A 15,104-nucleotide genomic window follows, 5' to 3' on the forward strand; every position below is an offset into this window, starting at 1 on the left:
CCGGTCAGGCCAGCGCCACGACGAGAGCCGCCACCACGGTGAGGGCCGCCACGGGCACCATGACCAGCCGCGTCCGCCACGCCCAGGCGAGGGGGCCCGCGCCCGGGAACCGGAGACGGCCCCGCCCCCGCCCGTTGCCCTGCCCGGCGGCGCCGTGACCGGGGTCGAGCAGGGAGCGGCACCAGGGACAGTCGTCGTCCTCCCACGCCGCCGTGCCGTGCGCGACGGCCCACCCCGGCGCCGGATGCGCCCAGGCCCACCACCGTGTCCCCGCCGTCACCGGTCCGTGCGGGAGCGGCACCCGGGACGGTCCGTGCGGGAGCGGCACCCGGGACGGTCCGCGCGGCGGGGACACGCGCTCCCGGACCGCTGCGGCGACCTCCTCGGCCGGCCTCACGGGACCGGGATCCCGCGGGGCACGGGCACGGCGGGCACTGAGCCGGGCGCCGCCGAGGTCCACCGGTCCGGGGCGGACCCGGAACCCCACGGCCGCAGCAGCACGACGGCGGAGTCGAGGCCGGCGGGACCGGGCGGCGGCGGAGCGGAGGCGGCGTCCGCGACGGGCACCCACCGCATCCCGGAGGGTCGCGCGGCGGGCTGGGTGGGGGGCCGCTCCGCCGGCAGGTGGCTGGCCCCGTGCGGCACGGCCCGAGAAGTGCTGTCCATGCCGGACCAAACGGCGTTCGCACCCCGTCCGTACGCGTCCGGCCCCGCCCGCTCACCGCATCAGGTGAGGACACCCCTCGAACGGAGGTGTCCGCTCATGCGACAAGCAGCCCGCACGGCCCGGCGGCGGCTCAGTTCTTCCCCGGCGTCAACTCGGCCAGCAGCAGCGTCCGGTCGTCGGCGCCGTCCGTGGCGGCCGAGTCCTCGAGCAGCCGGCGGCACAGCTCCGGCAGGCCGTCCGGGCGGGCGAGGTCCGGACCCGATTCCGCGCCCGTGTCGAGGGCGCCCGCGAGCCGGGTGATGCCCTCGTCGATGTCGCTGGTGCGGGACTCGACCAGCCCGTCGCTGTAGAGCAGCAGCAGGGTGGGTTCTGACAGGTGCAGCACGGTCGGCTCGTAGCGGCCCGTGCCGAGCCCGAGGGGGAGCCCGGCGGAGGCGAGGTCCACCCGCACCGCCGGGCCGCCCGGGTCGCGGACCAGCGGCGGCGGGTGCCCGGCGCCCACGAAGGTGCAGGTGCGCAGGTCCGCGTCCCACTCCGCGTACATGCAGGTGGCGAAGGAGGCACCGGGGGTGTCGCCGGCCACCGTGTCCAGCCGGTCCATCAGCTCGGCGGGGCCGAGGTCGAGCGCCGCCAGCGTACGGACCGCCGTGCGCAGCTGGATCATCGCGACGGCCGACTCCGGGCCGTGCCCCATGGCGTCACCGACGATCATCGCCAGCCGGCGTCCGGGCCGGGGCAGCACGTCGTACCAGTCCCCGCCGATGACGTTGTCCTGACCGGCCGGCCGGTAGCCGTGCGCGACCCGGCAGCTCTCGAAGGTCTGCCCGGTGTCGGGCAGCAGGCTGCGGCGGATGGCCAGCGCGGTGCGCCGCTCCCGCTCGTAGCGCCGGGCGTTGTCCAGGGCCACGCAGGCCCGCGCCCCGAGCGACTCCACGGCCACCGCCTCGCCGTGCGTGAACGGCTCCTTGCCCGCGCCGCGCGTGCAGGCGATGAACCCGACCGCCGTGCCGCGCAGCCGCAGCGGGACGATGAGGAACGAGGCGCTGTGCAGCAGGGCGGTCACGCCCGCGTCGTCGGGGCCGGTCCTGCGCAGCCGCTCGAAGGTGTGCCCGTCCACGCCGTCGAGCAACTGCGTCCGCCCGGTGGCCACGGCGCGCGCGTACGGCGTCCCGCGCGGGAACACCACCACCTCGCCGACCGGCAGCAGGCGGTCCCACTCCTCCGTGGCGTCCGACCCTATGCGCAGTGCCAGCCGGCGCGCCTCGATCTGCGGCGGGTCGGCCGCCCTGCCCGGCTGCTCCTGGACCAGCCAGCGCTGCAGCAGATACACCGAGGCCGCGTCGCAGAAGCCCGGGGCCAGCGCGTGCACGACGTGCCGGCCGGTCAGGTGCAGATCCAGCTCCGAGCCGATGGCGTCCGCGGCGGGGGAGAAGTACGACCGGCGGCGGTGCGGTGCTGCGGGGGCGGGGTCGCCGGGCTGACTGCGTTCTGTGTTCCGCAGGGTCGTGGCCTTCCGGGTGGGGCCGGTAGCGGCGGGCTGGGGCGGGCCGTCCGGGCCGGCGGGGTCGGCGGGCCGGGCCTGGCCGGTCGGGCGGTACGTGGTCGTATGCCACGGGCAACTATATGATGCACAGTCAAGGTCACCGGACAATAGGGGAGTTGGACATGCCTGACGGGGACGGTCCGCCGCGGGGCGTGGATCCGGGCAAGGCCAGTGTGGCCCGGATGTACGACGCCATGCTGGGCGGCGAGCACAACTTCGCCATCGACCGGGAGGCGGTGGCCGCCTTCACCGCGATCGACCCCCAGGTGCGCACCCTGGCCCGCGCCAACCGCGCCTTCCTCGGCCGCGCGGTGCGCTTCCTCGTGGACGCGGGCGTACGCCAGTTCATCGACCTCGGGTCCGGCATCCCCACCCAGGGCAACGTGCACGAGGTGGCCCAGGCCGCCAGCCCCGGCGCCAGGGTGGTGTACGTGGACAACGACCCCGTGGCCGTCGCGCACAGCGAGGCGCTGCTCGCCGACAACCCGGACGCCCGGATCGTGGCCGGCGACATCCGCAAGCCCGCCGAGATACTGTCCTCGCCGCGGGTGCGCGCGCTCATCGACTTCGAGCAGCCGGTCGCCGTGCTGATGATCACCATCCTGCACTTCGTCTCGCCGGAGGAGGATCCGGCCGGCATCGTCGCGGCCTTCCGGGACGCGCTGCCCGCGGGGAGCTGGCTGGCGCTGACCCACGCCACGGACGAGGACCGCCCGGACACGGCCGCCGCCGTGGGCCAGCTGTACCGGGACCGGGCCACCTCGCCCGTCACCGCCCGTTCCCACGACGAGATCGAGTCGCTCTTCGACGGCTTCGAACTCACCGAACCCGGCCTGGTCTACGTCCCGTTGTGGCGCCCGGACCGCCCGGAGGACGTCCCCGAGAACCCTTCCCAGTACTGGGTGTACGCCGGGGTGGGCCGCAAGAGCGGCTGACGCGCGCCGCGCCCGTGTCCGGGTGGATGAGGACACGGGCGCGGCGGACGCCGGCGGACTCAGGCCGGCCGTACGGCGCTGTGGATCGCCTGGGGGCCGGCGAAAAAGACCGACTCCTCGCGGATCGGCGCCCCCGGGCCGGGGGCGTGGACCATGGCGCTGTTTCCGCCGTAGATCCCTACGTGACTGGCGTCGGCGTAGAAGAAGACCAGGTCTCCGGGGCGCAGGTCGGACAGCTCGACCGGGGTGCCGGAGCCCGTCTGCTGCGACGCGCTGCGCGGCAGCTCCACCCCGGCGACCCGCCACGCGGCCTGGGCGAGACTGGAGCAGTCGTAGGACTCCGGTCCGGTGGCTCCCCACACGCAGGGCTTGCCCAACTGCGCGCGGGCGAACTCCAGGGCCTTGGCGGCCTTGCGCTCGTAGGCCGAGGCGGCCGTCTCGGGAACGGGGGTGAACCCGGTGAACCCGCTGAGCATGGGATCGGCGAAGGGCTGCGACGGGGTGACGGGCGCGGCGGCGTCCAGCACCGACGCCGTGCCGGACGGCGGGGTTGCTTCGTAGGCCGGCGGTACGACGGGGGCCGGGGGCGTCTCGTAGGCCGGGGGCGCGCTCGCCGTGGGGAGCGGGAGCGCGGCGAACGACTCGGTGGCGGCCGGCTGAGCGACAGGTTCGTAGGGGGGAGCGGGCCAGGACGCGTCGGCGACACCCCCGGTCTGCCGCACCGAGGCCCAGGACTCCGGCCCGGAGGCCTGCGCCCCGGCTCCCGGGAAGGACGGCTGCGCCTGGGTGGCGAAGGTCTGCCGGCCCCCGAAGGTCTGCTGGGCCTCCGCCGCCGCGAACCCCCGCTCCTGCGCCTGGCCCGCGTAGGTCTGCTGGGCCCCGGCCGCGAAGGCCGGCTGCGGGCTCTGCCGTGCGGTCTGGCGGGACAGCAGTTCGCGGGCCTGGTTCAGTTTGGCGCGCAGTTGGTCCTTGGACGCCCGTGACGCGGCCAGTCGGCGCCCGGCGGACGACGCGGGCGCGCCCGCGACGGACCCCTGCCGCGCATCCGTCGCGGCCGGCGGCGTCACCGCCGGAGCGGCGGGCACCGCGAACTGCCCGGTGGATGCCGGGAACTGACCGCTAGGTGCCGCGTACTGTCCGACGGACTCCGCGTACTGTCCGACGGACTCCGCGTACTGCCCGGTGGACTCCGCGAACGGTCCGGCGGACGCGACGAACTCCCCGGTGAGCGCCGGGAATTGCCCCGTGTACGTCAGGTCCTGTCCCACCGGCGTCAGGGCCGGCCCGGCGGGCGTCGCCGCCTCGGGTGCGGCGGGCAGTACCGGAAGCGGGCCGGTGGCCACCGCGGTGGCCTCGGGCCCCGCCGTCAACTCCGCGATCGGGCCGACGGTGTTCGTCGCCCCCGAGGTCAGCTCCGGTACGGGCCCCGGGGCCGCCGAGGCCGAGGGACCGGCGGTGAGCTCCAGCCGGGACGGCGCGCCGAGTTCCCGGCCGCCCGGACCACCCGGACCACCGGGTCCGCCAGGATCGAGGCCCGGCTCGGGACGCCTCCGCAGCGTCACTCCACGGGAGTTGGCCGGACGCGGCCGGCGGTCCGGCGGGAGGGCGGCCGGCACCGAGGGTCCGAACTGGCCGCGGGCCATGTCGAACCACTCCTTGGCCACGCTGTCCAGCACCGGGTCGGACCGCCTCGGCGCACGGCCGGAGACCGAGTCGGACCGGGGGCGGCCACCCCTGCTCATCGCGCGGGTGGCGTTGTAGGTGCCCGAGTCGGTCTCGGCCCGGTCGTAGAGACTGCTGATCCGTCGTTCAACCTCGGGCGAGGGTCGTTCCGGCGTCAACGAAGACGCACTCCTTCCGTAACCCGCCTACCGAGTCAGCTGTCGGGTTCGGGCGGAGGTGCTCCGGAAGGTGTGCCCTACGGCCTTGCCCCGGAGGGCGGTCGGCCGATTCACCCCAATGTCGGTTGGGTCCCCGGCTCCGGATCGCCGTGCGGCGCGCCGGACTCGGCGGAGGCAGCGCGATCCGACGTGAGTCGCCGGAGGCAATCGTGCGGCCTGGGCGTCAACTTAGCGAACGTGTGTGCCTCGTGTGAAGGTTGAAGGGCGGAATGTCCGATACGTTTTCGTGACCTTTCCGTGGCCGGACCGGGTCACGCGCCCGTCACCAGCCCGTCAGAAGCAGATGGTTGATCAGCAGCGCGAGCACGGCCTGGCCGGCCAGCCACGCCCGGGGCCGGGTCAGCAGGGCGCCCGCGGGGAGCAGCCACATGGCGAAGGGCAGCCAGATGCGTTCCGTCTCCGCCTTGCTCATTCCGGACACGTCGGCGACGAGCAGCGCGAGCAGGGCGCACAGCACGAGCAGACCGAGGCGCGCCTCGGCGGTCGCCGGATCCCCGGCCGTCCCCGGGTCGCGGGCGAGCACCCGGGTGCGGCGGCCGGCCAGTGCCGTGGCGGCCCGGGGCAGTGCGGCCGCCGTGGCGGGGCCGGTGATCAGGACCGTGCAGGCCAGGTTGGCCCACACCCAGTAGCCGTAGGGCCGGATGCCGCCCACGCCCTGGTAGTAGCGCCGTACCAGCAGCCGGTAGGCCTCCCACCAGTCGAACCCCGCGAGGGTGAACAGCAGCGGGACGACGGCCAGCCCGCCGACGAAGAGCGGCAGCCCGCGCAGCAGCGCGCCGGGCGCCACGCGCGCCAGCAGCACCACACCGGCCCCGATCAGCGCGAACAGGGTGAGCCCGTACGACAGATAGCAGGTCAGCCCGAACAGCAGCCCCGACCCGAACGCGGCCGCCGCCCGCGTGGCCGTACGGCCACGGCCCGCCACCGCAGACGCGAGCAGCGCCACCGACCAGGCGGCCACGGCCGCGAACCAGCCGTCCGCGGACGCCCCCACCCACACCGCCGCCGGCGCCACCACCAGGAACGGCGCCGCCCGGCGCGCCAGGCACTCCCCGGCGAGCGCGCGCACCGCCACCAGCACCGCCACGCACGCCGTCGTACCGGACGTCACGCACCACGCGCCGGCCCAGCCCCCGCCGCTCAGCCCCACGCGGTCCAGCAGGACGAAGGTGAGCGTCGCCGCCGGGGGGTGACCGGCGATGTGGGCGGGCCAGGGGGCGGGGGAGCCCTCCACGATGTGATGGGTGAAGTCCCGCAGGGTGGCCGGGATGTCGTGGAAGCGGCCGATCACGCTGAGGTACTCGTTGCCGGTGGTGAGGCGGGTGGCCACGCCCCGTCGCCAGCCGTCGACCAGCGCCAGCGACCACGTCCACGCCAGGGAGGCGGCCCAGGCGCCGGCGAGCAGCCACCGCCACGGCAGCCGCCCGGCGAGCGCGGGCCCGTACGCCACGACGGCGGCCGCCACCAGCACGGCCGCCGGAGTGCCCGGCCCCACGTGCGGATCCCAGGCGGCGAACAGCGGGGGCCAGGCGACGAACAGGGTGTGGTGGACGTCCTGGATGCGGCGGCCGGCGAGGACGGCGACGAGGACGAGCAGGGCGGCGGCCGCGGCGGCGGACAGCTCGCGCAGGAGAGGGCGGGTCACACCGGAGAACCTAGGTCGGCGGGCGGCCGCCGAGGGCCCGCACGGCCCGGACGTCAGCGTTTCGTCATCGGTTGCGGACCCCTTCATGGGCCTGCCCCGGCCTACGGTCGGGACATGAGCGATCAACGGCTCCCCACCTCACCCGGCTTCTGGCGCAGCCCCCTGCGCGGCCCCTGGTTCACCTCGGTGCTGGGGCTGGTCCTGCTCGCCGGGATCACCGTGCTGTTCGTGACCGGCCTGGTGTCGTACGCCGCCTACAACCCGGGCCTGTCCCCGGTGAACGACCAGACGCCCGGCAAGGGCCTCCTCGGGTTCTACCTCTTCACCTGGCCCACCCGGCCGTACTGGCTGTACCGGCTCACCCAGGGCGTCCACGTCACGCTCGGGATCGCCCTGATCCCCGTGCTGCTGGCCAAGCTGTGGTCGGTCGTGCCCCGGCTGTTCGCGCTGCCGCCGGCCCGCTCGCTCGCCCACGCGCTGGAGCGGATCTCGCTGCTCCTGCTGGTCGGCGGCGGCCTGTTCGAGTTCACCACGGGTGTGCTCAACGTCCAACTGGACTACGTCTTCCCCGGCTCGTTCTACCCGCTGCACTTCTACGGCGCCTGGGTCTTCTTCGCCGCCTTCCTCGCCCACGCCGCCCTGAAGACACCGGCGGCACTGCGCAACGTGCGCGGCCTGCGCGAGAGGCCGCGTGCGGAAGGCGACTTGCGCTCCCCGCGGCCCGATCCGCCCACCGTGTCGCGGCGCGGGGCGCTCTGGCTGGTCGGCGGCGGGTCGCTGCTGCTGCTCGGCACCACGGCCGGGCGCGACTTCGACGGGCCCCTGCGGCGCACCGCCCTGCTCGCCCCGCACGGCGGCGCCGAACCGGGCGGCGGACCCGGCGGGTTCCAGATCAACAAGACCGCCGCCTACGCGGGCATCGACCCGGCCGAGACCGGTGACGAGGCCTGGCGGCTCGTCGTCACCGGCCGCACCGGCACCGTCCGGCTCTCCCGTGCCGACCTGCTGCGCATGCCCCTGTACAGCGCGGCGCTGCCCATCGCGTGCGTGGAGGGCTGGTCGACGTCCGACCAGTGGTGGCGGGGGGTCCGGCTGCGCGACCTCGCCGCCCTGGTCGGGTACGACGACGCGCCCGACGTCCTCGTGGAGTCGCTGCAGCGCCACGGCGCCTTCCGGCGGGCCGCGCTGCGTGCCAACCAGGTGCGCGACCCGCTGTCCCTGCTCGCCCTGTACGTCAACGGCGAGGAACTGACCCCGGACCACGGCCACCCGGCCCGCGTGATCGTGCCCGCGGCGCCCGGCGTGCTCAACACCAAGTGGGTGGCCCGGCTGACCTTCGGAGAGCTGCGATGACCTTTTGGCCGCCCCGCACGCCTCGTGTCCCGGTCGGCAGCCCCCTGCGACTGCTGCTGCTCACCTGCTCGTTCGCGCTCGCCGGCTACGCGGGCCTGCGGCTCCTCGCGGGCGACTGGCTCGCGGTGGCGCTGTGGGTGGCGGGGGCCGCGCTGCTGCACGACCTGGTGCTGCTGCCGCTGTACGCGGCGGCCGACCGCGCCCTCGTACGGGCCTTCGCCGCGGCCGGCCGCCGGGAGTGGGTGATGTACGTCCGGGTCCCGGCGGCCCTGTCGGGGCTGCTGCTCCTGGTGTGGTTCCCGCTGATCGCCGGGAGCGCGGCCCGGCGCTACCGGCTCGCCACCGCCCTTCCGGCGGACGGCTTCCTCACCCGCTGGCTGCTGATCACCGCCGTGCTCTTCGGCGGTTCGGCGCTGGTGTTCGTCCTGCGGCTGCGCAGGGCGACGAAGCACCGGCCGTCCGCCGACCACTGACCGGCGCCGCGCCAGCCCGCCCGGCCGGCGTGGCGCAACAGCGCCCCGGTGCCGACCCTCGCCCACGGGAACGGGCTGCCCGCCCCGCCGCCGGCTCCGTGCACGACCTGGACGTGGACGCGCTCGTCCACGTCCACCGGCGCCGTCTCGGCGATCAGCAGACCGCCCGGGCGCAGCAGGCGGGCGAGCCGGCGCAGCAGGGCGCGCGGATCGCCGCCGATGCCCACATTGCCGTCCATGAGCAGCGCCGTGTCCCAACGTCCCTCGTCGGGCAGCGGTTCGAAGACCGAGCGGCGCAGCGCCGGGCCGCCGAGGCGGAGGGTGTGACCGACCGCGGCCTCGCTGACGTCGATGCCGAGGACGGGCCGGCCCCGGGCGGCGAGCGCCGCGACCAGCCGGCCCGGCCCGCACCCCACGTCGAGTACGGCGCCCTCGCAGCGGTCGAGCACCTCCAGGTCCACCGGGTCCGGTTCCGCGCACCACCGCTCGACCTCCAGCGGCAGCAGCCATCCGTCGGCGCGCCGCAGGAAGAGCGGGCCGCGGCCGGCGCGCAGGGCGGCGGCGTAGGGCTCGTCGGCGGCCCAGGCGGGTGCGGCGGGCGGTGGTCCCGCCGGCCGGCGGGGCGCGATCTCGTGTGCGGTGCTCATCGGCCGGCGACCGCCCGGGTGCGGGCGAGGCACGCCGCGAAGCGGCCGTGCGGGGCGAGGGCGGCGACTGCCTCGGCGTCCTCGGCGGTGTCGACGTCGCGCAGCGGCGGCAGGTCGCGCACCCGCAGCCCGGCGGCCACAAGCCGCTCGCGCTGCGCGGCTCCCGTGCCGGCCGTCGACATCGGCACCCCGCGCAGCAGGGCGGGATCGGGCGCGGCCAGCCCGAGGGCCCAGAAGCCGCCGTCCTCGGCCGGTCCCAACAGCGCGTCGCAGTCGCCGAATCCGGCGCTCAGCAGCTCGGGCGTCACCTGCGGGGTGTCCATCCCGATGAGCAGCGCGGGGCCCCGGCAGCCCGCGAAGGCCGCGGCCAGGCGCTCGTCCAGCCCGCCCGCGCACTGCGGTACGACGTCGAAGCCGGGCGGCAGCCAGCAACCCGGTGAGCCGTCCAGGACCAGTACGCGCCGGGCGGCCGGGGCGGCGGCGACGGCGCGCAGGGTGTCCGTCAATGCCGCCTCGGCGAGCGCGGCCGCCTCACGCGGGCTGAACGGCGGGGTCAGCCGGGTCTTCACCCGGCCCGGCCGGGGCTCCTTGGCGATGACGAGCAGCGTGGTCACCGGGGGATTCCTCTCGTCGCGGCGGGGGCTGCCGGCAGGCGCGGCTCCGCGCCGGGTGAGGCGGCGGCCGAGGGGAGCGGCCCAGAGGGCGGCGGCTCGGCGAGGACGCGGCTCATGTCCCGTACGGCCTGCCAGGTGCCGCGCCAGGTGCCGGTCACCTTCGAGGCGCCGGTGCGCGGCAGGTACGGCACGTCGTGCTCGGTGACGCGCCAGCCGGCGTCGGCGGCCCGCACCACCATCTGGAGCGGGTAGCCGCTGCGCCGGTCGGTGAGACCGAGGGCGAGCAGCGGGGCGCGCCGGGCGGCGCGCAGCGGTCCGAGGTCGCGCAGGCGCAGCCCGGTGCGGCGGCGCAGGAGCCGGGCCAGCACGAGGTTGCCCGCCCGGGCGTGGGCCGGCCAGACGCCCCGGCGCTCGGGCCGCCGCCGGCCGAGCACCAGGTCGGCGCCGCCGGAGCGCACCTCGGCGACGAAGGGCGGCAGCAGCGCCGGGTCGAGGGAGCCGTCGCAGTCGCAGAAGCACACGACGTCGGCTCTCGCCGCGGCGAGACCGGCGTGGCAGGCGGCGCCGAATCCGCGGCGCGGCTCGTGCACGACGGTGGCACCGTAGGCGCGCGCGATCCCGGCCGAGCCGTCGGTGGAACCGTTGTCCACCACCAGGGCCCGCCAGCCCTCCGGGATGCGGGAGAGCACCCAGGGCAGGGCGCCGGCCTCGTTCAGACAGGGAAGCACCACGTCGACGTCGGGTGGTGTGGGAGAGGTCGTCACGGCTCTCACCCTACGAACGCAAAAGGGGTGTATCGGACCTCGGCTCCTTACGAAACGCGGACGTCGGGCGCCGGCCGCCCGACAGGGGCGGCACGGACGCGGGCGCGGTGCCAGGCTGGACGCATGCAGCAGCCGTACGAGCCCCCCGGGGCGCAACCCGCCGAGCGGAAGCCGGCCGGGGCCGCCCGCGTCCTGGTCGTGGACGACGACCCGACCGTCGCCGAAGTCGTCTCCGGCTACCTCGACCGCGCCGGCCACGTCGTCGACCGGGCCGGCGACGGGCCGACGGCGCTCGCGCGGGCCGCCGCCCACCGGCCGGACCTCGTGGTCCTCGACCTGATGCTGCCGGGCATGGACGGCCTGGAGGTGTGCCGCCGGATCCGCGGCCGTGGGCCGGTGCCGGTCATCATGCTGACCGCCCGCGGGGACGAGGACGACCGCATCCTGGGCCTGGAGGTCGGCGCCGACGACTACGTCACCAAACCCTTCAGCCCCCGCGAACTCGTCCTGCGGGTCGAGTCGGTGCTGCGCCGCACCAGGCCCGCCAACGCCACCGAGCCGGGTGCCGGAGAGGGTTCCCCGGCCGCGCGGCCGCTCGCCGCCGCCGGTCTCGTCGTCGATCCGGCCGCCCGCCGCGCCACCAAGCACGGCGCCCCGCTCGCGCTGACCCTGCGCGAGTTCGACCTCCTCGCCTTCTTCCTGCGCCACCCCGGCCGCGCGTTCAGCCGCGAGGACCTGATGCGCGAGGTGTGGGGCTGGGACTTCGGCGACCTGTCCACGGTCACCGTCCACGTCCGGCGGCTGCGCGGCAAGGTCGAGGACGACCCGGCCCGCCCCCGCCTGATCCAGACCGTCTGGGGCGTCGGATACCGCTTCGACCCCTCTGACCGGCAAGGGAGTTGAGCGTGCGCGACACCCTGCTCATCGCCCTGTACGCCTTCCTCGGCGCCGCCGCGACCGGGCTGGCCGGGGCCGCGGTGCTGCGGCTGATCCGGCGGCGTTCGCTCACCGCGTCGCTCACCGTGGTGGCGGCGGTGGCGGTGTGCGCGATGCTGGCGGGCACGCTGGCCGTGGCCCAGGCGATGTTCCTGTCCGCGCACGACCTGTCCGTGGTGACCACGGTGGTGGCCATGGCCGCGGTGGTCTCGCTGGCCACCGCGCTGCTGCTGGGCCGCTGGGTGGTGGCGCGCAGCCGGGAACTGGCCCGCGCCGCACGCTCGTTCGGCGACGGCGGGGACTTCGCCGCGCCCGACGGGCCGGCCACCGCCGAACTGGAGGCGCTCAGCCGGGAGTTGGCCGCGACCAGCGCCCGGCTGGCCGAGTCCCGGGAGCGCGAGCGGGCGCTGGAGTCCTCCCGCCGTGAACTCGTCGCCTGGATCTCGCACGACCTGCGCACGCCGCTCGCCGGACTGCGCGCCATGTCGGAGGCCCTGGAGGACGGGGTGGCCGCCGACCCGGACCGCTACCTCAAGCAGATCCGCACCGAGGTCGAGCGCCTCAACGACATGGTGGGCGACCTGTTCGAACTCTCCCGCATCCACGCCGGCAGCCTCGCCCTGACCCGCTCGCGCATCTCGCTGTACGACCTGGTCGGCGACGCCCTCGCGGGCGCGGACCCGCTGGCCAGGGAACTGGGCGTGCGCCTGGTGGGGGACGGGGTGGAGCCGGTGCCGGTCGAGGTGGACGGCAAGGAGATGAGCCGGGTGCTCGGCAACCTCCTGGTCAACGCGATCCGCCGCACGCCCGCCGACGGCACGGTCGCCGTCGCCGCCCGGCGCTCGCCCGAGGGCGTCGTGCTCTCCGTCAGCGACGGCTGCGGCGGCATCCCCGAGGAGGACCTGCCGCGCGTCTTCGACACCGGCTGGCGCGGCACCCACGCCCGCACACCCCCGGCCGGCGCCGGCCTGGGGCTCGCCATCGTCCGCGGCATCGTGGAGGCCCACCACGGCCAGGCCGCCGTGCGGAACATCCCCGGCGGCTGCCGCTTCGAGGTCCGCCTCCCGGCAGCGGGCAGCTGAACGCACGCTACGCGTCGGCGGCTGTTCGCGGTTCCGCGTGGGCGAATTCCCGGATGCCCTCTTCGAAGGAGACGCGGGGGGTCCAGCCCAGTTCGGCGCGCAGGCGGCCGGAGTCCGCCGTGATGTGACGTACGTCGCCCAGGCGGTACTCGCCGGCGACGACGGGCTCGGGGCCGCCGTGGGCGGCGGCCAGGGACCGTGCCATCTCGCCGACCGTGTGCGGCTCGCCGCTGCCGGTGTTGTAGACCGTGAGCACGCCCGGCGCCGCGTCCGCCGCCAGCGCCGTCACGTTGGCCGCGGCCACGTCCCGCACATGGACGAAGTCCCGCCGCTGGCCACCGTCCTCGAACACGCGCGGGGCCTCGCCGCGGGCCAGGGCCGAGCGGAAGAAGGAGGCCACGCCCGCGTACGGGGTGTCGCGGGGCATCCTGGGTCCGTACACGTTGTGGTAGCGCAGCGACACCGCCGAGCCGCCCGCCGACCTGGCCCACGCGGCCGCCAGGTGCTCCTGGGCGAGCTTGGTGGTGGCGTACACGTTGCGGGGGTCGGCCGGCGCGTCCTCGCCGACCAGCCCGGGCAGCAGTGCCCGGCCGCACCGCGGGCACACGGGCTCGAACCGGCCCGCGTCCAGGTCGGACACCGCCCGCGGCCCCGGCCTCACCACCCCGTGCACCGCGCACTCGTAGCGCCCCTCCCCGTACACGACCATCGACCCGGCCAGTACCAGGCGGCGCACGCCCGCCTCCGCCATGCCGGCGAGCAGCACGGCCGTGCCGAGGTCGTTGCGCGAGACGTACTCCGCCGCGTCGGCGACGCCGTCGCCCAGGCCCACCATCGCGGCCTGGTGGCACACGGCGTCCACCCCGCGCAGCGCGCGGCGGACCGCCTCCGGGTTCCGTACGTCCCCGCCGGCCGGCCCCCGCACGTCGAGGACCACGGGTTCGTGCCCGTCTCCCGCCAGCGCCTCGACGACATGGGACCCGATGAACCCGGCACCGCCGGTGACCAGTACGCGCATGCGGCCACGCTAGGCCCGCCGCACCGCCGTGCCCACGGGTGGCGCCGCCACGTCACCACTCCGTAAGACCGCACGCGGTGGGCGTGGCACCCTGGCCCCATGTGCGGACGCTATGTCTCCACCCGCGGCCCGGAAGACCTGGCCCGGCGGTTCGAGGTGACCGAGTGGCACGCGGCGGACGGGCCGGCCCCCAGCTGGAACGTCGCCCCGACCGACGAGGTGTGGGCGGTGCTCGAACGCGCCCCGCGCGGCCGGGACGGCGACGGCGAGGCGGCCGGCGTACGCAGAGAGCTGCTGCCGCTGCGCTGGGGGCTGGTCCCGTCCTGGGCCAAGGACGCCAAGGTGGGCGCGCGGATGATCAACGCCCGGGTGGAGACCGTGCACGAGAAGCCGGCCTTCCGCACCGCCTTCGTCCGTCGCCGTTGCCTGCTGCCCGCCGACGGCTTCTACGAGTGGCGGCAGATCAAGGCCCGAGACACCGGCAGGACGCGCAAGCAGCCGTACTTCATCCACCCCGAGGACGGCGGGATGATGGCGCTCGCCGGGCTCTACGAGTACTGGCGCGACCCCGCCGTCGAGCGCGACGACGATCCCGCCGCCTGGCTCATGACCTGCACCGTCATCACCACCGAGGCCACCGACGCGGCCGGGCGCGTGCACCCGCGGATGCCGCTGGCGATCGGCCCCGGACACTACGGCGACTGGCTCGACCCGGCCCGGCGGGACGCCGAGGGGCTGCGGGAGCTGCTGACCCCGCCGGCGGGCGGCCGCCTCGACGTGCGCCCCGTCTCCCCGGCCGTCAACAATGTCCGCAACAACGGCCCGGAACTGCTGGCACCGGCGCCCCCGGCCGCGTGACCCGGCTACACCCGCGAGTCCCCGCCCCCGTCCCCGTCCGCCCCGCTCTCCGAGTCGAGCCGTCGCAGCAGGGCGAGGAGCTGTGCGCGGTCACCGGCGGACAGCGGGGCGAAGCAGTCGGCGAGCACCTGGTCGGCGACCTTGTGCCCGGCGGCCAGCACGCGCTCGCCCTCCGCCGTGAGGTGGTGCTCGATCCTCCGGCCGTGCCCCGGGCGGCGCTCCACCAGGTGCTGGGCCGTCAGACGGCCCACCAGCGTGCCGAAGGCCTGCTCGCTCTGGAAGGTGGCCGCCGCGAGCTCGCGGGCCGAGGCCCCCGGCGTACGCGCGACGGCGCGCAGCGCGTCCCACTGGGCGAGTGTCGTACCGACGCCGGACAGGGCGCTGTCCAGCGCCCGGTGCTGGCGGTACTGGGCGAGCTTGACCGCCCGTCCGAGAGTCTGCAGGTCAGCATGCATGACCGCAGTGTACCGCGCGACTAAGGTAGCTTAAATAAAGATGTTTAGTTACTGTGTCGGTCATGACCACCGCAGACACGGCGAACGTGTACCCCGACCTGCCCCTGACCCTCTCCGAGTCCGGCTCCGGCCGGCCGGTGCTGATCCTGCACGGCGGCGGAGGCCCGGCCACGGTCGCCGGTCTCGCCGCACACCTGTCCCGCACCGCGCACA

15 protein-coding genes, 1 pseudogene and 1 riboswitch are annotated in these 15,104 nt (G+C 75.8%); of the genes and pseudogenes, 6 read left to right on the plus strand and 10 right to left on the minus strand.

The window, feature by feature from the left end:
• Window positions 1–4: 4 nt before the first annotated feature.
• The 3 genes from IE249_RS22990 to IE249_RS22995 all read right to left on the minus strand — a co-directional run bounded on the left by IE249_RS22990 (window position 5) and on the right by IE249_RS22995 (window position 2,168).
• Window positions 5–397: a hypothetical protein gene (locus IE249_RS22990; RefSeq protein WP_189707418.1), complete on the minus strand. Its 393-nt coding sequence runs from the start codon at window positions 395–397 to the stop codon at window positions 5–7.
• On the minus strand, window positions 394–666 hold the full coding sequence (locus tag IE249_RS38215; RefSeq protein ID WP_229859066.1) for a hypothetical protein: 273 nt from the start codon (window positions 664–666) through the stop codon (window positions 394–396). The genes IE249_RS22990 and IE249_RS38215 overlap by 4 nt, the downstream gene beginning before the upstream one ends.
• A gap of 131 nt (window positions 667–797) precedes the next feature.
• Entirely contained in the window at window positions 798–2,168 is a 1,371-nt protein-coding gene (locus IE249_RS22995; protein ID WP_189707615.1) for a PP2C family protein-serine/threonine phosphatase, read from the minus strand.
• A gap of 164 nt (window positions 2,169–2,332) precedes the next feature.
• Between IE249_RS22995 and IE249_RS23000 the strand changes: the two genes are divergently transcribed.
• Window positions 2,333–3,145, plus strand: a complete 813-nt coding sequence (locus IE249_RS23000) for an SAM-dependent methyltransferase (RefSeq protein ID WP_189707420.1) — start codon at window positions 2,333–2,335, stop codon at window positions 3,143–3,145.
• A 59-nt stretch (window positions 3,146–3,204) separates the two neighbouring features.
• Here IE249_RS23000 and IE249_RS40080 read toward each other — a convergent pair whose 3' ends face one another.
• Together IE249_RS40080 and IE249_RS23010 are read right to left on the minus strand one after the other, a co-directional pair.
• Window positions 3,205–4,986: a C40 family peptidase gene (locus tag IE249_RS40080; protein ID WP_373304429.1), complete on the minus strand. Its 1,782-nt coding sequence runs from the start codon at window positions 4,984–4,986 to the stop codon at window positions 3,205–3,207.
• Between the two features lie 8 nt (window positions 4,987–4,994).
• Window positions 4,995–5,167: riboswitch (cyclic di-AMP (ydaO/yuaA leader) on the minus strand.
• A 141-nt stretch (window positions 5,168–5,308) separates the two neighbouring features.
• Entirely contained in the window at window positions 5,309–6,778 is a 1,470-nt protein-coding gene (locus IE249_RS23010; protein ID WP_229859068.1) for a hypothetical protein, read from the minus strand.
• A 27-nt stretch (window positions 6,779–6,805) separates the two neighbouring features.
• On the opposite strand from IE249_RS23010, the gene IE249_RS23015 reads away from it, so the two are divergent.
• Window positions 6,806–8,044, plus strand: a complete 1,239-nt coding sequence (locus IE249_RS23015; RefSeq protein ID WP_189707424.1) for a molybdopterin-dependent oxidoreductase — start codon at window positions 6,806–6,808, stop codon at window positions 8,042–8,044.
• Between the two features lie 328 nt (window positions 8,045–8,372).
• On the opposite strand, the gene IE249_RS39885 is transcribed toward IE249_RS23015, so the two are convergent.
• Genes IE249_RS39885 through IE249_RS23035 form a run of 3 tightly spaced genes read right to left on the minus strand, consistent with a single transcriptional unit; the run spans window position 8,373 to window position 10,551 of the window.
• Window positions 8,373–9,164 carry a class I SAM-dependent methyltransferase gene (locus IE249_RS39885; RefSeq protein WP_189707426.1) on the minus strand — a complete coding sequence of 264 codons (792 nt, stop codon included), beginning with the start codon at window positions 9,162–9,164 and terminating at the stop codon, window positions 8,373–8,375.
• Window positions 9,161–9,778, minus strand: a complete 618-nt coding sequence (locus IE249_RS23030) for a TIGR04282 family arsenosugar biosynthesis glycosyltransferase (protein WP_189707428.1) — start codon at window positions 9,776–9,778, stop codon at window positions 9,161–9,163. Before IE249_RS23030 ends, IE249_RS39885 begins: the two co-directional genes overlap by 4 nt.
• Entirely contained in the window at window positions 9,775–10,551 is a 777-nt protein-coding gene (locus tag IE249_RS23035) for a glycosyltransferase family 2 protein (protein WP_189707430.1), read from the minus strand. The genes IE249_RS23030 and IE249_RS23035 overlap by 4 nt, the downstream gene beginning before the upstream one ends.
• Window positions 10,552–10,665: 114 nt before the next feature.
• Between IE249_RS23035 and IE249_RS23040 the strand changes: the two genes are divergently transcribed.
• Together IE249_RS23040 and IE249_RS23045 are read left to right on the plus strand one after the other, a co-directional pair.
• Entirely contained in the window at window positions 10,666–11,445 is a 780-nt protein-coding gene (locus IE249_RS23040) for a response regulator transcription factor (protein WP_229859072.1), read from the plus strand.
• Between the two features lie 2 nt (window positions 11,446–11,447).
• Window positions 11,448–12,560 (plus strand): sensor histidine kinase, encoded by a 1,113-nt coding sequence (locus tag IE249_RS23045; RefSeq protein ID WP_189707432.1) that lies wholly within the window; start codon window positions 11,448–11,450, stop codon window positions 12,558–12,560.
• Window positions 12,561–12,567: 7 nt separating this feature from the next.
• Here IE249_RS23045 and IE249_RS23050 read toward each other — a convergent pair whose 3' ends face one another.
• Window positions 12,568–13,578 (minus strand): NAD-dependent epimerase/dehydratase family protein, encoded by a 1,011-nt coding sequence (locus tag IE249_RS23050; protein ID WP_189707434.1) that lies wholly within the window; start codon window positions 13,576–13,578, stop codon window positions 12,568–12,570.
• 99 nt (window positions 13,579–13,677) lie between these two features.
• Between IE249_RS23050 and IE249_RS23055 the strand changes: the two genes are divergently transcribed.
• Window positions 13,678–14,436: an SOS response-associated peptidase gene (locus IE249_RS23055; RefSeq protein WP_189707436.1), complete on the plus strand. Its 759-nt coding sequence runs from the start codon at window positions 13,678–13,680 to the stop codon at window positions 14,434–14,436.
• A 5-nt stretch (window positions 14,437–14,441) separates the two neighbouring features.
• Here IE249_RS23055 and IE249_RS23060 read toward each other — a convergent pair whose 3' ends face one another.
• Window positions 14,442–14,891, minus strand: a complete 450-nt coding sequence (locus tag IE249_RS23060; protein WP_189707438.1) for a MarR family winged helix-turn-helix transcriptional regulator — start codon at window positions 14,889–14,891, stop codon at window positions 14,442–14,444.
• A 62-nt stretch (window positions 14,892–14,953) separates the two neighbouring features.
• Here IE249_RS23060 and IE249_RS38225 point away from each other — a divergent pair.
• A pseudogene (locus IE249_RS38225) lies at window positions 14,954–15,104 on the plus strand (alpha/beta fold hydrolase); the annotation flags it as partial.

The sequence above is a fragment of the Streptomyces anandii JCM 4720 genome (assembly GCF_014650655.1).
Classification (GTDB): domain Bacteria; phylum Actinomycetota; class Actinomycetes; order Streptomycetales; family Streptomycetaceae; genus Streptomyces; species Streptomyces anandii.

Coding starts and splice junctions, on each gene's coding strand:
- IE249_RS23010 (WP_229859068.1), bottom strand. CDS start 6,778: ATGAAGGGGTCCGCAACCGATGACGAAACGCTGACGTCCGGGCCGTGC.
- IE249_RS23055 (WP_189707436.1), top strand. CDS start 13,678: ATGTGCGGACGCTATGTCTCCACCCGCGGCCCGGAAGACCTGGCCCGG.
- IE249_RS23015 (WP_189707424.1), top strand. CDS start 6,806: ATGAGCGATCAACGGCTCCCCACCTCACCCGGCTTCTGGCGCAGCCCC.
- IE249_RS23060 (WP_189707438.1), bottom strand. CDS start 14,891: ATGCATGCTGACCTGCAGACTCTCGGACGGGCGGTCAAGCTCGCCCAG.
- IE249_RS38215 (WP_229859066.1), bottom strand. CDS start 666: ATGGACAGCACTTCTCGGGCCGTGCCGCACGGGGCCAGCCACCTGCCG.
- IE249_RS23050 (WP_189707434.1), bottom strand. CDS start 13,578: ATGCGCGTACTGGTCACCGGCGGTGCCGGGTTCATCGGGTCCCATGTC.
- IE249_RS39885 (WP_189707426.1), bottom strand. CDS start 9,164: ATGAGCACCGCACACGAGATCGCGCCCCGCCGGCCGGCGGGACCACCG.
- IE249_RS23000 (WP_189707420.1), top strand. CDS start 2,333: ATGCCTGACGGGGACGGTCCGCCGCGGGGCGTGGATCCGGGCAAGGCC.
- IE249_RS23040 (WP_229859072.1), top strand. CDS start 10,666: ATGCAGCAGCCGTACGAGCCCCCCGGGGCGCAACCCGCCGAGCGGAAG.